This window comes from Streptomyces cinerochromogenes, assembly GCF_014648635.1.
GTDB classification, from domain to species: domain Bacteria; phylum Actinomycetota; class Actinomycetes; order Streptomycetales; family Streptomycetaceae; genus Streptomyces; species Streptomyces cinerochromogenes.
Map to the genome: position 1 here is coordinate 65,910 of NZ_BMRM01000006.1, position 14,710 is coordinate 80,619.

Below are 14,710 nucleotides of genomic sequence, written 5' to 3' on the forward strand. Positions count from 1 at the left end.
ACCCGAGAAACCCCAGGTCAGGGCCACACGAGGCAGTACGGCTGATGCCCCGCCTCATGCAGCCGATGGCTGAAGTCCTGCCATTCGTGCAGCAACTGGTACACATTGAACGCATCCCGCGGCCCGCCCCGGTCCGGGACCGTCGACCAGATGAACGCCGCCGCGCCCACCGCTTCCTCGCCGATGCCGCGCAGGGGGTCGACGACCGTCATGGGGAGCTTGACGACGGCGTAGTCGGGGTGCAGGACGACCAGTTCCAGCGGGGGCACCTTGTGGAGCGGGACGCCCTCGATGCCGGTGAGGACCATCGCGGCCATCGTCTCCGGCTTGATCTTGGTGAACATGCCGTTCATGCCCAGCTCGTCGCCGCCGAGTTCCTCGGGACGCATCGAGATGGGGACGCGGGCCGCGGTCGCGCCGTCCGGCGCGCCGAAGTATTTGTACGTCACCCCCACCCGACCACCATTCCTGCTCCCCGCCCGGAGGCGGTCGGCCCGGTGGTCGAGCCGGCGGTCGGTCGGCCGGTCCTGCCTGCGCTCGCGGCGCTGGCCGGGCTCGCTGTCGAGCTCCCGGTCGATCTGCCGGTCGTACCGCTCGGGCTCACTCGGTACACCCTGTGTCTGACGTGCGTCGCTCTGCCGTGTCTCGGTCGTTTCCTCCGCGTCGCGCCGGTGCCTTCCCCGCCGGGCACGTCGAGGACCCAGGTCGTCAGTCCCCTCGCCCAGTCCGCCACCGCGATGCATATCTCCACCCGACTGCTTTTCTAGGACGCGTGGCCCCCGCCGCGCAACCCGATCATCGTGTCAGTGACCTCCCCCACGGCCGCCCGCCGAAACGTGCGGTGGAACAACAGTCCACGCGGGAAATCCCCGGTACCTGACCATTACGTGCGTATGAGCTGTGTGTATCAGCTCTCAGTCTCGCAGATGAGCGATGACGCCACGCGGTTGCCGAGATACCACCCCGTTCACCGCTTCCGTCCCCGGGCCGATCGCCGCGCATGTCCCCGTGGCCGATTGCCGCGCCCGTCCACGGGGCCGTTCACCGCTTCCGTCCCCGGGGCCGATCACCGCTCCGATCCCGGCACCGATCGCGGCTCTGATCCCGGGCCGATCACCGCTCCGATCCCCAGGCCGACCGCGGTCCGCCCGGGCCGCGGCCTACCCTGAGGAGGTCACCCCGCAACCAGAGTCGGAGAAGCCGGAGAAGCCGCACGTCATGAGTGCCATGAGCGAAACGCCCTATCCCTACGACGCGCCCGCCTCACAGGCGCTCTTCGACCGCGCCTCCGTCGTCACCCCGGGCGGGGTGAACTCGCCGGTGCGCGCCTTCCGCGCCGTCGGCGGCACCCCCCGGTTCATGGTGTCGGGCAAGGGCGCCTACCTCACCGACGCCGACGGGCGCGAGTACGTCGACCTGGTCTGTTCCTGGGGGCCCATGATCCTCGGGCACTCGCACCCGGAGGTCATCGCCGCCGTACAGGAGGCCGTGGCCCGCGGTACGTCCTTCGGCACGCCCGGCGAGGGCGAGGTCGAGCTGGCCGAGGAGATCGTCGCCCGGGTCGAGCCCGTCGAGCAGGTACGGCTCGTCAGCAGCGGCACCGAGGCGACCATGTCCGCCATCCGGCTGGCCCGCGGCTTCACCCGGCGGTCCAAGGTGATCAAGTTCGCCGGCTGCTACCACGGGCACGTGGACTCGCTGCTCGCCGCGGCCGGCAGCGGTGTCGCCACCTTCGCGCTGCCCGACACCCCCGGTGTCACCGGGGCCCAGGCCGGCGACACGATCGTGCTGCCGTACAACGACCTGGAGGCCGTCCAGGAGGCCTTCCACCGGCACCCCGGTGAGATCGCCTGTGTGATCACCGAGGCGTCCCCGGGCAACATGGGCGTCGTGCCGCCGGACCCGGGGTTCAACCAGGGTCTGAAGGACACCTGCCGGAAGAACGGTGCCCTCTACATCTCCGACGAGGTCATGACCGGCTTCCGGACCAGCCGCGCCGGGTGGTACGGCGTGGACGGGGTCAAGCCGGACCTGATGACCTTCGGGAAGGTCATGGGCGGCGGGTTCCCGGCAGCGGCCTTCGGTGGTCGCGCCGACGTCATGGCGCACCTCGCGCCCGCCGGGCCCGTCTACCAGGCCGGCACCCTCTCCGGTAACCCCGTCGCCACCGCCGCCGGTCTCGCCCAGCTGCGGCTGCTCGACGACGCCGCCTACGAGAAGGTCGACGCCGTCTCGGCGCAGATCCAGAACCTGGTCACGGAGGCACTGAGCAAGGAGGGTGTCGCGCACCGGCTGCAGACGGCCTCCAACATGTTCTCCGTGTTCTTCACGGACCGGAAGGTGCGCACCTACGAGGACGCCAAGCGGCAGGAGTCGTACCGCTTCACCGCGTTCTTCCACTCGCTGCTGGCGAACGGCGTGTACCTGCCGCCGTCGTCCTTCGAGTCCTGGTTCGTGTCCACGGCCCACGACGACCGGGCCATCCAGAAGATCGCCGACGCCCTTCCGGCGGCGGCCCGGGCGGCTGCGGAGGCCACGGCGGAATGAGCACCCCCTCCACCAACCCCACCCCCTCCCCCCAGAAGGAGAACGGCGACATCACCGTCGTTCATCTGATGCGGCACGGCGAGGTCGCCAACCCGGACGGAGTCCTGTACGGGCGGCTGCCCGGCTACCACCTCTCCGAGCTGGGCCGGCAGATGGCCGAGCGGGTCGCCGAGCACCTCGCCTCCCGGGACGTCACCTACGTGTGCGCCTCGCCGCTGGAGCGGGCGCAGGAGACCGCCACCCCGATCGCCAAGGCGCACGGGCTGGATCTGGACACGGACGAGCGGCTGATCGAGGCCGAGAACGTCTTCCAGGGCAAGACCTTCGGGGTCGGCGACGGCGCACTCCAGCGGCCGGGGAACTGGAAGCACCTCGTCAACCCGTTCCGGCCGTCCTGGGGCGAGCCGTACGTGGACCAGGTCGTGCGGATGATGGGCGCGCTGAACGCGGCCAAGGACCAGGCGCGCGGGCACGAGGCGGTGCTGGTGAGCCATCAGCTGCCGATCTGGATCGTGCGCTCGTACGTCGAGCGGCGGCGGCTGTGGCACGACCCGCGCAAGCGGCAGTGCACGCTCGCCTCCCTGACCACGTTCACCTACCAGGGGGACCGGATCGTGTCGGTCGGGTACAGCGAGCCCGCCATCGACCTGGTCCCGGCCCATCTGCGGGCGGGCGCCAAGCCGCAGAAGGGCAAGGGAACCGCGCAGGGGAAGGCGTTCGGGGCCTGAGCGCCAACCCCCCTGTTCCCAGAGTGCACTGACCGTCCGTTTGACTTGACTTAGGGTGCATTTGTCGGGAACCTTGCGAAAAACATAAGAATTACTGGAACCTCCCCGATCTTCACGCCCTCTTGCTGGGTGACCACCAGCAGGCGTGACGAATCGGGGTTTTCCATGCGCACCTTCTCCCGGACCCTCTCCCGGCGGGGAGCCCTCGGCCTGGGCGCGGCCGCGGCCGCCGCGCCGCTCGCCGGCTGCGGGAGCCTCACGTCCTCGGACGGCGGCAAGCACCCGAACGGTTCCGGCCAGGGCCGGCCCGGCCACGACGGCGGGAAGGACGCGCGTCCGGCGCGGCCCATCGGTGACGGGTCGACCTCCTTCACGGGCGGCCAGCCGCACCAGCCGGCCAAGCCCGAGCCGCTGGAGCCGGGGCAGACCCCGCCGCAGTTCGTGATCTTCTCCTGGGACGGTGCCGGCGAGGTCGGCAACGGTCTCTTCCCGCGCTTCCTGGACCTGGCCAAGGAGCACGGCGCGAGCATGACCTTCTTCCTCTCGGGGCTGTACCTGCTGCCCGAGGCGAAGAAGCGGATGTACGAGCCCCCGAACAACCCGCGCGGCGCCTCCGACATCGGCTACCTCACCGACGACCACATCAAGGCCACCCTGAAGAACGTGCGCCGGGCCTGGCTGGAGGGGCACGAGATCGGCACCCACTTCAACGGGCACTTCTGCGCCGGCACGGGCACGGTCGCGAACTGGACCCCGCAGCAGTGGGCGAGCGAGATCGAGCAGGCCAAGTCGTTCGTGAAGCAGTGGCGGACCAACACGGGCTGGACCGACCTGCCGTCGCTGCCGTTCGACTACGACAAGGAACTGGTCGGCGGCCGTACGCCCTGTCTGCTGGGCCAGAACAACCTGCTGCCCACCGCCCGCAAGCTGGGCTGGCGCTACGACGCCTCCTCGCCGGGCGGCCGTCAGGTGTGGCCGGAGAAGAAGCTGGGGATCTGGGACCTCCCGTTGCAGCAGATACCTTTCCCCGGACGTTCCTTCGAGGTCCTGTCCATGGACTACAACATGCTCGCCAACCAGTCCCTGAACTCGACCAAGGCGCCCTCCTACAACTACCCGGGCTGGCGTAAGCAGTCCGCACAGGCGTACATCCAGGGCTTCCAGCGGGCATACGAGACAAACCGGGCACCGTTCTTCGTCGGCAACCACTTCGAGCAGTGGAACGGCGGCATCTACATGGACTCCGTCGAGGAGGCCTTCAAGCACATCGCGCGCGAGAAGGAGAAGGGTGCCGACGTCCGGCTGGTTTCCTTCCGGCAGTTCGTGGACTGGATGGACGTCCAGAAGCCCGAGGTGCTCGCCAAGCTGCGCACGCTCGGCGTCGGGCAGCAGCCGGCGGGCGGCTGGAAGGAGTTCCTGCGCGAGGGCAGGGGTGCCGCGTCCAACGCGGCGTAATGTCCTGAATGTCCCGTGTAAATACGCCCTGAAATGCGGTTTTCCGCCCGGCAGGGGGGCGCGCGAAATCCCCGGAACAGGCATGCGAAACTTTTCACATGAGTACCCGTAGCCGCGCCGTCCTGCTCAGCGCTGTGGCCGCCGTCGCGGCCCTGACCCTTTCCGCGTGCGGTAAGGGCGGCATCTCCGGTGGGGGTGGCGACACCAACTTCGTCACCGGCAACAACGGCATCGACACCGTCCCGGCCGGCAAGCGCGCCACGGCCCCGGACCTGTCCGGCAAGACCATCGACGGCAAGACCCTGGACGTCGCCGACTACCAGGGCAAGGTCGTCGTCATCAACGTCTGGGGCTCCTGGTGCGGACCGTGCCGGAGTGAGGCGGAGTACTTCGCCAAGGTCTCCAAGGAGTACGAGAACAAGGGCGTCCAGTTCGTCGGCATCAACACCCGCGACAACAGCACCACCCCCGCGGTCGCCTTCGAGAAGGAGCACGGGGTCCGGTACCCGAGCCTGTACGACCCCACGGGCAAGCTGATGCTCCGCTTCAAGAAGGGCACCCTCAACCCGCAGCTCATCCCCTCGACCCTCATCATCGACCGGCACGGGAAGGTCGCCGCACGCGCCCTGGAGGCGCTCGACGACACCACCCTGCTGAAGATGATCAAGCCGGTGCTCGCGGAGAAGTGACGTGAGCGCACTCCTCACGCTCGCGGCGGAGACGGGCAAGAACCAGACAGTGCTGCACGGCGCGCTGCTGGCCGCCCTGCCGATCGCCCTGTTCGGCGGCCTCGTGTCGTTCTTCTCGCCCTGCGTGCTGCCCCTGGTCCCCGGCTACCTCTCCTACGTCACCGGCGTCGCCGGCACCGACCTGGCCGAGGCCCGGCGGGGCCGGATGGTCGCCGGCGCCTCCCTGTTCGTCCTGGGGTTCAGCGCCGTGTTCGTCTCCGGCGGGGCGCTGTTCGGCTCCTTCGGCTGGACCCTCCAGGCGCACAAGGACGTCCTGTCCGAGGTGCTCGGCGTCCTCATGATCCTGCTGGGCGTCTTCTTCATGGGGCTGATGCCCTGGTTCACCCAGCGCGAGTTCCGCTTCCACAAGCGGCCCGCCACCGGACTGGTGGGCGCACCGGTCCTCGGCGCCCTGTTCGGGATCGGCTGGACACCCTGCATCGGCCCGACCCTCGCGGCCGTGAACGCCCTCGCGATCGAGCAGTCCAGCGCCGGGCGCGGCGCCATGCTGATGATCGCCTACTGTCTGGGCCTCGGCGTGCCCTTCGTGCTCGCCGCCGTGGCCTTCCGCAAGGCGCTCGGCGCCTTCGGCTGGATCAAGCGCCACTATGTCTGGGTGATGCGCGTCGGCGGCACGATGATGATCGGCACCGGTCTGCTGCTGCTGACCGGCGCCTGGGACGGCCTGGTGCAGCAGATGCAGACCTGGTCCAACGGCTTCAGTGTGGGGATCTGATCGATGAGCAAGACCGACACCGACACGAGCCGGGACCGGGAAGACCTCGGGGCGGCGGGCTCCCAGCTCTCCACCGCGCCGCAGGAGGAGACCTCCGCCCCGCCCGCCCTCGGCGTCATCGGCTGGGCCCGCTGGTTCTGGCGGCAGCTGACCTCCATGCGGGTCGCGCTGCTGCTGCTCCTGCTGCTCTCGCTCGGCGCGATCCCCGGCTCGCTGATCCCGCAGACCGGCGCCGACGCCACCAAGGTCGAGGACTTCCGCGCCGCCCACAAGACGCTCGCGCCGGTCTACGACAAGCTCGGCCTGTTCCACGTCTACAGCTCGGTGTGGTTCTCCGCGATCTACATCCTGCTGTTCGTCTCCCTCATCGGCTGCATCATCCCGCGCACCTGGCAGTTCGTCGGCCAGCTGCGCGGCCGCCCGCCGGCCGCCCCCAAGCGGCTGACCCGGCTGCCCGCCTACACCACCTGGCGCACCGAGGCCGACCCGGAGCGGGTCCGCGAGGCCGCGCTCGCGCTGCTGAAGAAGCGCCGCTTCCGCGCCCATGTCGCCGGTGACGCCGTCGCCGCCGAGAAGGGCTACCTGCGCGAGGTGGGCAACCTGGTCTTCCACATCGCGCTGATCGTGCTGCTGGTCGCCTTCGCCTCGGGCCAGCTGTACAAGTCGGACGGCAACGTGCTGATGGTGGAGGGCGACGGCTTCGCCAACACGCTGCCGATGTACGACGACTTCAAGTCCGGCAGCCTGTTCGAGACCGACGACCTGGTGCCGTTCAGCTTCGACCTGAAGGACTTCAAGGGCACCTACGAGGCCAGCGGCCCCAACAAGGGCACTCCGCGCACCTACGAGGCGAGGATCCGCTACAGCGTCGGCGCGTACGGCAAGGAGAAGTCGACCACCGTCAAGGTCAACGAGCCGCTGGAGATCAACGACTCCAAGGTCTACCTCGTCAGCCACGGCTACGCGCCCGTCGTCACCGTCCGGGACGGCAAGGGCACGGTCGTCTTCCACGCCCCCGTCCCCCTGCTGCCGCTCGACGGCAACGTCTCCTCGCAGGGCGTCGTCAAGGTCATGGACGGCTACCGCGACGCCAAGGGCAAGAAGGAGCAGCTCGGCTTCCAGTCGTTCTTCGTGCCCACCTTCGACGCACGCAGCGGCACGATGCTCTCCCAGTTCCCGGCGCTGCTGAACCCGCTGCTCGCGGTGAACGCCTACCACGGCGACCTGGGCGTGGACTCGGGCATCCCGCAGAGCGTGTACCAGATGGACAAGAAGCACATGACGGCGTTCAAGGACGCCAAGGGCCGGCTGCTGAAGAAGCTGCTGAAGCCGGGCGACACGCTGACGCTGCCGAACGGCGCCGGGTCCATCACCTTCGACAAGGACATCAAGGAATGGGCCGGCTTCGAGATCGTCCAGGAGCCGGGCGGCGGCTGGGCGCTCGGCGGTGCCGCCGCCGCGATCCTCGGGCTGGCCGGGTCCCTGTTCATCCAGCGCCGCCGGGTGTGGGTGCGCGCGGTGACCGGCCCCGACGGCGTGACGGTGGTCGAGATGGCCGGGCTCGGCCGCAGCGAGTCCGCGAAGGTGCCCGAGGAGCTGGGCGACCTCGCCGGAATCCTCTACGACCAGGCGCCGGGGGCCCCCGGCCCCGACGACGCCTCCGAATCCCCAGTCGTACCTGCCGAAGGGGCTGAGAAGTGACCCTCGCCGCCGCAACCAACGAACACCTCGCGAGCATCAGCAACACGCTGATCTACTCGTCGATGGCCGTCTACACCCTGGCCTTCTTCGCCTACATCGCCGAGTGGCTGTTCGGCAGCCGCAGCAAGGTGGCCCGTACGGCCGCCGCGCTCACCGCCGCCGCAGCCGGCGAGCGGAAGCCGGCCGCGCCCGCCGTCACCGTGCAGCGCGCGGGCGGCACCGCCGTGCTGGAGCGGCCCCAGGTCGTGGTCCGCTCGGCGTCCGGCGCCCGCGACGTGCCGGACGGGCCCGGCGCGCACGGCGGCGACGAGCAGGGCGACCTCTACGGCCGGATCGCCATCTCCCTCACCGCGCTCGCCTTCCTGGTGGAGCTGGGCGGTGTCGTCGCCCGCGCGGCCTCCGTGGAGCGGGCGCCGTGGGGCAACATGTACGAGTTCAACATCACCTTCTCCACGGTCGCCGTCGGCGTGTACCTCGCGCTGCTGGCCCTGAAGAAGAACGTGCGCTGGCTCGGTCTGTTCCTCATCACGACGGTCCTGCTCGACCTCGGTCTCGCGGTCACCGTCCTGTACACGGCCAGCGACCAGCTGGTGCCCGCCCTGCACTCGTACTGGCTGTACATCCACGTCTCCACCGCGATCTTCTGCGGTGCGGTGTTCTACGTCGGCGCGGTCGCCACCATCCTGTACCTGTTCAAGGACTCGTACGAGAACAAGCTCCAGACCGGCGGCAAGCCCGGCACGTTCGCCTCCTCGGTGCTGGAGCGGCTGCCCGCCTCCGCGTCCCTGGACAAGTTCGCCTACCGCGTCAACGCGGCCGTCTTCCCGCTGTGGACGTTCACGATCATCGCGGGCGCGATCTGGGCGGGCGACGCCTGGGGCCGGTACTGGAACTGGGACCCGAAGGAGACCTGGTCCTTCATCACCTGGATCGCCTACGCCTGCTACCTGCACGCCCGCGCCACGGCCGGCTGGAAGGGCCGCAAGGCCGCCTACCTGGCGCTGCTCGCCTTCGGCTGCTGGCTGTTCAACTACTACGGCGTGAACATCTTCGTCAGCGGCAAGCACTCGTACGCGGGCGTGTGAGTCCCCGGTCCCACACACTGGGGGTATGAGCGGTTCCATCGAACAGGGCACCAGCCAGACCCACGGGAACACGCACATCCTCCACTTCCTGGTGCGGCTCCCGAGGCCCATGGAAGAGGTCTGGCCGGCGGTGACCACCCCCGACGGGCTCGCGGGGTGGTTCACCGCCGTCGACGTTCTCGAACCCCGGCTGGACGGTCTGGTCACCCTGCGTGACCTGGGGACCGGGCGGGTGACGGCGTGGGACGTGGACCGCGTCGCGGAGTACACCGTGGAGGGCGGCGGCCGGGTCCGGTTCCACCTGGAGCGGCACGGCGAGGGGGCGAGCGCGCTGCGGCTGACCCACGAGTTCCAGGGCGAGGGGGAGACCGAGCAGCGCTGGCGGGACCGCCTCGAACGGCTGATCGAGGTCCTGGCGCCCTCGGAAGCCGCCCCCGGGGAGGATGCGGAACCCCTCCCCGGACAGCTCACCTAGGACGGCGGCAGGCACTCCTTCCCCGGCGGTTTCCCCTCCGGCCAGGCGATCCGCACGAAGTGCGAACCGCCCTGCGGGGTCAGCTCCACCACCGGCACCGCCTTGTCGTACGGGTTGCCGTGCACGTCCAGGCAGATCCAGCCGCTCGCCCCGTCCACCCGCAGCGAGCCCTTCACCTGCGGCCACTGCAGGCCGACGTCCCCGAGCGCCGGGACGGACCCGCCGGAGGGCACCGCCTCGCGGATGCCGTGCACCGCGAGCCGCAGCGCGTCGTAGCCGATGATCAGCTGCCCGTCGTCCAGGGCGGCCGTACCGATCGGACCCACCGGCTCCCGGTCCGCGTCCGCCAGCAGCCGCCGCAGCGCGGTGAAGTCGGCCGCCGAGCCGCCCGTCCGCTCCGTCGCCCTCAGCCAGGTGTCCGGGTGGGCGAGGGAGGTGTAGCGGACGGACAGGTTGTGCCGGAGCGCTCCCCGGTCCAGGTCCTTCTCGTGGGTCAGGTACGACGCCTCGTCCCCGGTCAGCACCGTGAACCTCCGGTCCTGGCAGCCCCGCCCGCCCAGGGCGTTGATGAACTGGCGCAGCTGGGTGTGCCGGCCCGCGAACAGGATCGTGTCCGTCCCCCGGGAGGTGTCGCACACCAGGTGCGTGATCTGCCGGAAGGTGTTCGCGGTCGTACCCTCCTCGGTGCGGTCGCCGGGCGGCGTGAACGGCTGCGGCTCGTACGGCGAACCCTTGATCAGCGCCGCGAACGACTGCTGCAGGGTGCGCGTGTACGGGTCGCCGGGCTTGTCGTACACCAGCAGCGCCCGGCCCGCGCTCACCTTGGCGAAGGAGGCCAGCGCGCGGGCCTCGTCGGTGTTGGTCGGCGCCACCCGGGCGAGCCCCGGGAAGGGGTCCTTGCCCTGCTGCCCGTTGGCGAGGTCGTCGGCGGTGATGCTGGAGCCGACCACCGGGATCCGGTGCCGGGTCAGCTCCCCGACGGCCAGCTTGGCGGCGTTGGTGCTCTGCCCGACACCGGCGACCGCGCGCAGCCGGTCCCCGCTCGTCGTCATCGCCGTCAGCTGCTCGACCGTCCGCCTCCAGTACGCGCCGGTCGCCCCCGGGTTGGCGAGCACCAGCCGGATCTGCGGGCGCTCCCCGTTGGAGCCGTGGTTGGCCTGGTACTGGGCCAGGTAGGCGCCCTGGAGCTGGTGACGGATGTCGTTCAGGCTGGTCGGGGACGTGGAGGTGTACGGCAGCAGCACCGCCACCGTCACATAGCTCCCCGGTTTCAGCCGGTCGTTCTCCCGGCCGATCGCCCCGACCACGTCCCGCAGCCGGGGCTGCCCGAAGTCGTACGGCCCCGTCGCCACCCCCACGCACTCGTCGCTGCCCTCCGGCCGGGCCACCCCCGGCCCGCAGGACCGGTCCTCGTGCAGCAGGACCCGGACCGCGAACACCAGGCCCGCCACCAGCGCCGCCGCCACCAGCAGGGCCGTGTAGCGGCGCAGCGGGATCTCCCACACGCCCTCGCGTACCCACGTGCCGACACCCCTGCGCGCCATCACGCCTCCCCCCTGTCGTCGTCCGGCCCGCCGTCCCCGCCGTCGCCGCCGTCCCCGTCCCCCAGGTCCTCCATCGGGCGCCCGGCCAGCGCCGCCGCCGGCCAGTCCCGGGAGGCCCGCCACAGCAGCGCGTTGCCCGCCGGCCGCAGGTTGGACAGCTGCTCCAGCTCGAAACGGAGCCGGTCGCACACCTGCGGGTCGGGCAGCACCAGCGGGTCCGCCAGCAGCCACACCGCGTGCAGCAGCCGGCGTATCCGCAGGTGCAGCACGGCGTCCGCACCCGGGGGCACCGCGTGCCCGGCGTCCGTGCGGCCGAGCGCGATGGCGGTCCGCCGGTCGCCGCGGCCGGTGAAGTCGCGGCCCTCGGCGTCGTGCGCGTGGAAGTACGGCGCGGACGCGATGAACCGCAGGCCGCGCAGCCAGGCCCGGGGCTCCGCGGTCGGGAAGGTGTCGCGGAGGTGGGCGACCGCGCCCCCGGTGTCCCCGAGGGCGAGTTCGTGGTGCAACCGGTACGGCGCGTGCCCCTCGTCGGGGTAGTGGGCGATGAGCGTCTCGTGCGCGGTGCGCCAGGACGCGTGGTCGGCGTCCCGCAGGTGCAGCCGGAGCAGCAGCAGGGTCCGCACGAACGGGTCGCCGACGAACCGGCCCGGCACGTCGGGCAGCCCCTCCTCGGCGAGCAGCGTCTGCAGCTCCCGGACGCTCGCCGGGCCGAAGGTGTCCGGCAGCAGCGCCGCCGCCAGCGCGCACGCCGAAGCGTGGTCGTGGGCGGCGGCCAGCACGGTCAGCGCGTCCAGGTGCTCGGCCGGCACCAGCCGGGCCAGCAGCGCCTCGTAGGCGGGCACGGCCGGCAGGTCCTCGGCGGGCCGCAGGCCCGACGTGAGCAGGTCGGCCGGCGCGGACGCCCCGGCCGCGGCCTGCGCGGCCGACTCGGCGAGCAGCACGATGCCCAGCGGGTTCCCGCCGGTCAGCCGGTGCGCGGCGGCCGGCAGGTGCGGCGGGACCGCGATGTCCCCGCAGACCGCGCCGACGATGTGCAGCGCGTCGTCCGCGCTCAGCGGCGGCAGCGCGAGCAGCAGCGCCCGGGAGGAGGGCGTCGCCTCCGGCACCCAGTCGCAGCGCCGGGCCACCTCCGGCAGCGCCCGCCGCACCGCGCCCGGCAGCTCCGCACGGCCCTCACCGCGCCGGGCCGCGACGAACGCCACCCGGTCCGCGACGCCCTCGGTGCGGTCCCGCAGCACGGCCGCGACCAGCCCCGGACCCGGCGCCGCCTGCGCGTTGTCCAGCAGCACCAGCGGCCGCCCCAGCCGCTGCATCCGCGGCAGCACCCCCGCGTACGCCTCCGTCAGGTCGGCCAGCAGCGCCCGCACCAGATACCGCTCGGCGTGCTCACGGGAGCTGCCGCCGTCCCGGAAATGCTGGGAGAGCAGGATCAGCCCGCGCTGGGCGTTGCCGCCCGCGTTCGGGTACGTCCGGTACCACACCGACGCCTTCTGGTGCCGGCGGTGCGTGAACCCCTCGGCGACGGCCTCCAGGGTCGCCTCGATGGCGCCCGACACCAGCGGACCGGTGCCGGTGGCCGCGGCGACCACCTTGGCCGCCACCTTCCCGGCCCAGCGCCCGGCCAGGGAGCCGATCCAGGAGCCGCTCTCGTTCAGCAGCAGGATCCGCTCGACCTCCCGGCGGATCCGCTCCGAGTCGGCGTCGCCCCAGCCGCCGGCGGCCACCGCGACCAGCCCCGACATCAGCCGCGGGAAGGTGATCCGCCCCGCGCCCGTCACCGGAGCGGCGAGCTGCTCGGCGAGCACCAGCAGCGCCTGTCCGAGCGGCGACCAGGAGGCGGCGGGCCGGTCCGGGGGCGGTGCCCGGAACTGCTCCTCCGCGCAGTCGACCAGCGCGACGGGCGTGTGCCCCCGGTAGGCGTCCCGCAGCTCCGCGAGAACCGCGCTCTTGCCCAGCCCGCGCGCCCCCGTGAGCACCACGAACGGCGGTTCGTCCGGATGCTCGTACGGATGTGCGCGGTGCTGGTGCGGGCGCAGGCCCACGAGCCGTGGCGCGAGGCCGGCCGGATCGACGTCGAACAGCGCTCCGCGCCCGTGCAACCGTCTGTGCACCGCATCTCCCCCTCAACGGCAGTGTAGGAAGGGGGAGTTGCTTCAGGCCAGGGTTGGAGGCGACCGTCGTGGTGACCGTTCGGTCACGAAACCGCAGGGGATCACGAAACGGCCGGGAGGCTCCCGTCGGCCACCGAGGCGATCCGGTCCCGCAGCCGCTCCACGTACAGCCGCATGGTCTTCGCCGCGACGTCCGTGTCCGGGTACCTGCTCGCCAGCCACAGCCCCTCCGGCAGCCGGTTCACCCACACGCACACCTGGTCCCCGTACGACACCCGCATCAGCCCGTACGCCTTCCACTGCGCCCACCGCCCGGCGCCCGGGATGGCGCGGGCGTCGACGTACGACACGATCGAGTACAGGTCCGGGGAGGTCGGCCGGAAGTCCGCGCCGAGCAGCCGCAGCACCCGGGCCAGCGGCATCCGGGCCAGCGACCGGTTCGCCTGCAGCTCGGCACGGACCGCCCGCAGCGCCTCCGGGAAGCCGCGGGTGCGGCCCACCGGCACCTCGATCGGGGCGCCGCCCACGTACCAGCCCACCGAGTCGCTCCACCGCGACTTCACCCGGGTGTGGAACGGCACCACCGTCCGGTACACCGGCCGCCCGCCGAGTTCGTGCACGATCAGCGCGGTCGCGGCCAGCATCCCGACCAGGCTGCCGCCGTAGGGCCGGCAGTACGCCTCGAACGCCGCCGCCGCGTCCGCGTCCGCCAGCGGCTCGCACATCATCTGCTGCCGGGGCAGCGGACCGCCCGGAGTGAGGCCCAGGTCGACCGGGAAGCCCGGCAGGGTCCCGTCGCAGCGGCGGATGAACTCCCGCCAGCGGTCCACGACCGCGTGCCGGCCGTCGATGCCGTCCGCGCCGGCCCGCTCCATCTCGCAGAAGTCGACGTAACTCGCGGGCGGCACACCGTGGTCCGGCTCGCTCCCGGCCAGGCCCGCCGCGTACAGCTCGTGGATCTCGGCGGCGATCCGCTGGAGGGAGTAGGCGTCGACGTTGCTGTGGTCGAACGCCATGTACAGGCTCGCGCCGTCGTCGCGTACGACCGCCGTGTAGATGAGGTTGGGCCAGCGCAGCGCGTCCGCGACCGTGTCGAAGCGGTGCTGGAGGTGCCGGGCGAGACCGTCCGCGTCGGGGAAGTGGCCGGCCTCCTCCCGGCGCAGGGACACGTCGGCCGCGTCGAGGGTGAACCGGCGCAGCTCGTCGCCGGCCCAGCGGAAGCCGCTGCGCAGCGTCTCGTGCCGCAGGGTCCAGGTGTGCAGGGCCCGCTCCAGCACGTCGAGGTCGACCGGGCCGGGCAGGTCGAAGGCGGTACCGAGCCAGGTCGGCACGAACAGCCCGTCCTCCCGGACGCACCGTGCCGTCCTGATGTGCGACTCCTGGATGTAGGCGGGCGGCCGGGAGTCGTCCGGGAGCGCCGTCGCCGCCGCGACGGTCGCCGGACTCAGCGTCCACTCGACGAGCCGTCCCGGCCGGACCTCGCAGCGCTGGATGTCAGTGATTCGCACGCGTCTCCCATCGCAGAAGGGGGCCCCTGGATGCGGGCCCCCCTCCAAGGCAATGCCGTGGGACGCGGCCGGGACATGCCCGTCCGGTTCAT

At 71.6% G+C, this 14,710-nt stretch carries 12 protein-coding genes; 8 read left to right on the top strand and 4 right to left on the bottom strand.

The genetic code is table 11. The features are described 5' to 3' along the window. Nucleotides 1-17: 17 nt before the first annotated feature. Entirely contained in the window at nucleotides 18-455 is a 438-nt protein-coding gene (locus tag IEZ20_RS13430) for a hypothetical protein (protein ID WP_003974483.1), read from the bottom strand. 772 nt (nucleotides 456-1,227) lie between these two features. Here IEZ20_RS13430 and hemL point away from each other — a divergent pair. From hemL to IEZ20_RS13470, 8 genes are all read left to right on the top strand, one after another. Then, nucleotides 1,228-2,547, top strand: coding sequence for a glutamate-1-semialdehyde 2,1-aminomutase (hemL, locus tag IEZ20_RS13435; RefSeq protein WP_189297953.1), 1,320 nt, complete (start codon nucleotides 1,228-1,230; stop codon nucleotides 2,545-2,547). Next, nucleotides 2,544-3,275: a histidine phosphatase family protein gene (locus IEZ20_RS13440; RefSeq protein WP_189297955.1), complete on the top strand. Its 732-nt coding sequence runs from the start codon at nucleotides 2,544-2,546 to the stop codon at nucleotides 3,273-3,275. The genes hemL and IEZ20_RS13440 overlap by 4 nt, the downstream gene beginning before the upstream one ends. 165 nt (nucleotides 3,276-3,440) lie before the next feature. Next, entirely contained in the window at nucleotides 3,441-4,730 is a 1,290-nt protein-coding gene (locus IEZ20_RS13445; RefSeq protein WP_189297957.1) for a polysaccharide deacetylase family protein, read from the top strand. A 98-nt stretch (nucleotides 4,731-4,828) separates the two neighbouring features. Next, complete coding sequence (locus IEZ20_RS13450; protein WP_189297959.1) at nucleotides 4,829-5,419, top strand: TlpA family protein disulfide reductase; 591 nt, start codon at nucleotides 4,829-4,831, stop codon at nucleotides 5,417-5,419. A 1-nt stretch (nucleotide 5,420) separates the two neighbouring features. Beyond that, nucleotides 5,421-6,194: a cytochrome c biogenesis CcdA family protein gene (locus IEZ20_RS13455; protein ID WP_189297961.1), complete on the top strand. Its 774-nt coding sequence runs from the start codon at nucleotides 5,421-5,423 to the stop codon at nucleotides 6,192-6,194. Between the two features lie 3 nt (nucleotides 6,195-6,197). Continuing rightward, entirely contained in the window at nucleotides 6,198-7,895 is a 1,698-nt protein-coding gene (gene resB, locus IEZ20_RS13460; RefSeq protein WP_189297963.1) for a cytochrome c biogenesis protein ResB, read from the top strand. Next, nucleotides 7,892-8,980, top strand: coding sequence for a c-type cytochrome biogenesis protein CcsB (gene ccsB, locus IEZ20_RS13465; RefSeq protein WP_189297965.1), 1,089 nt, complete (start codon nucleotides 7,892-7,894; stop codon nucleotides 8,978-8,980). The genes resB and ccsB overlap by 4 nt, the downstream gene beginning before the upstream one ends. Before the next feature lie 25 nt (nucleotides 8,981-9,005). Further along, complete coding sequence (locus IEZ20_RS13470) at nucleotides 9,006-9,455, top strand: SRPBCC family protein (protein ID WP_189297967.1); 450 nt, start codon at nucleotides 9,006-9,008, stop codon at nucleotides 9,453-9,455. On the opposite strand, the gene IEZ20_RS13475 is transcribed toward IEZ20_RS13470, so the two are convergent. The 3 genes from IEZ20_RS13475 to IEZ20_RS13485 form a co-directional block, all read right to left on the bottom strand. Next, the gene (locus tag IEZ20_RS13475) at nucleotides 9,452-10,999 is read right to left on the bottom strand and encodes an ABC transporter substrate-binding protein (protein WP_189297969.1); all 1,548 of its coding nucleotides are present in this window, start codon (nucleotides 10,997-10,999) and stop codon (nucleotides 9,452-9,454) included. The two genes, IEZ20_RS13470 and IEZ20_RS13475, sit on opposite strands and share 4 nt — an antisense overlap. After that, entirely contained in the window at nucleotides 10,999-13,110 is a 2,112-nt protein-coding gene (locus IEZ20_RS13480) for a hypothetical protein (RefSeq protein ID WP_189297970.1), read from the bottom strand. The genes IEZ20_RS13475 and IEZ20_RS13480 overlap by 1 nt, the downstream gene beginning before the upstream one ends. Nucleotides 13,111-13,211: 101 nt before the next feature. Further along, entirely contained in the window at nucleotides 13,212-14,618 is a 1,407-nt protein-coding gene (locus tag IEZ20_RS13485; RefSeq protein ID WP_189297972.1) for a condensation domain-containing protein, read from the bottom strand. Nucleotides 14,619-14,710: the final 92 nt, after the last annotated feature.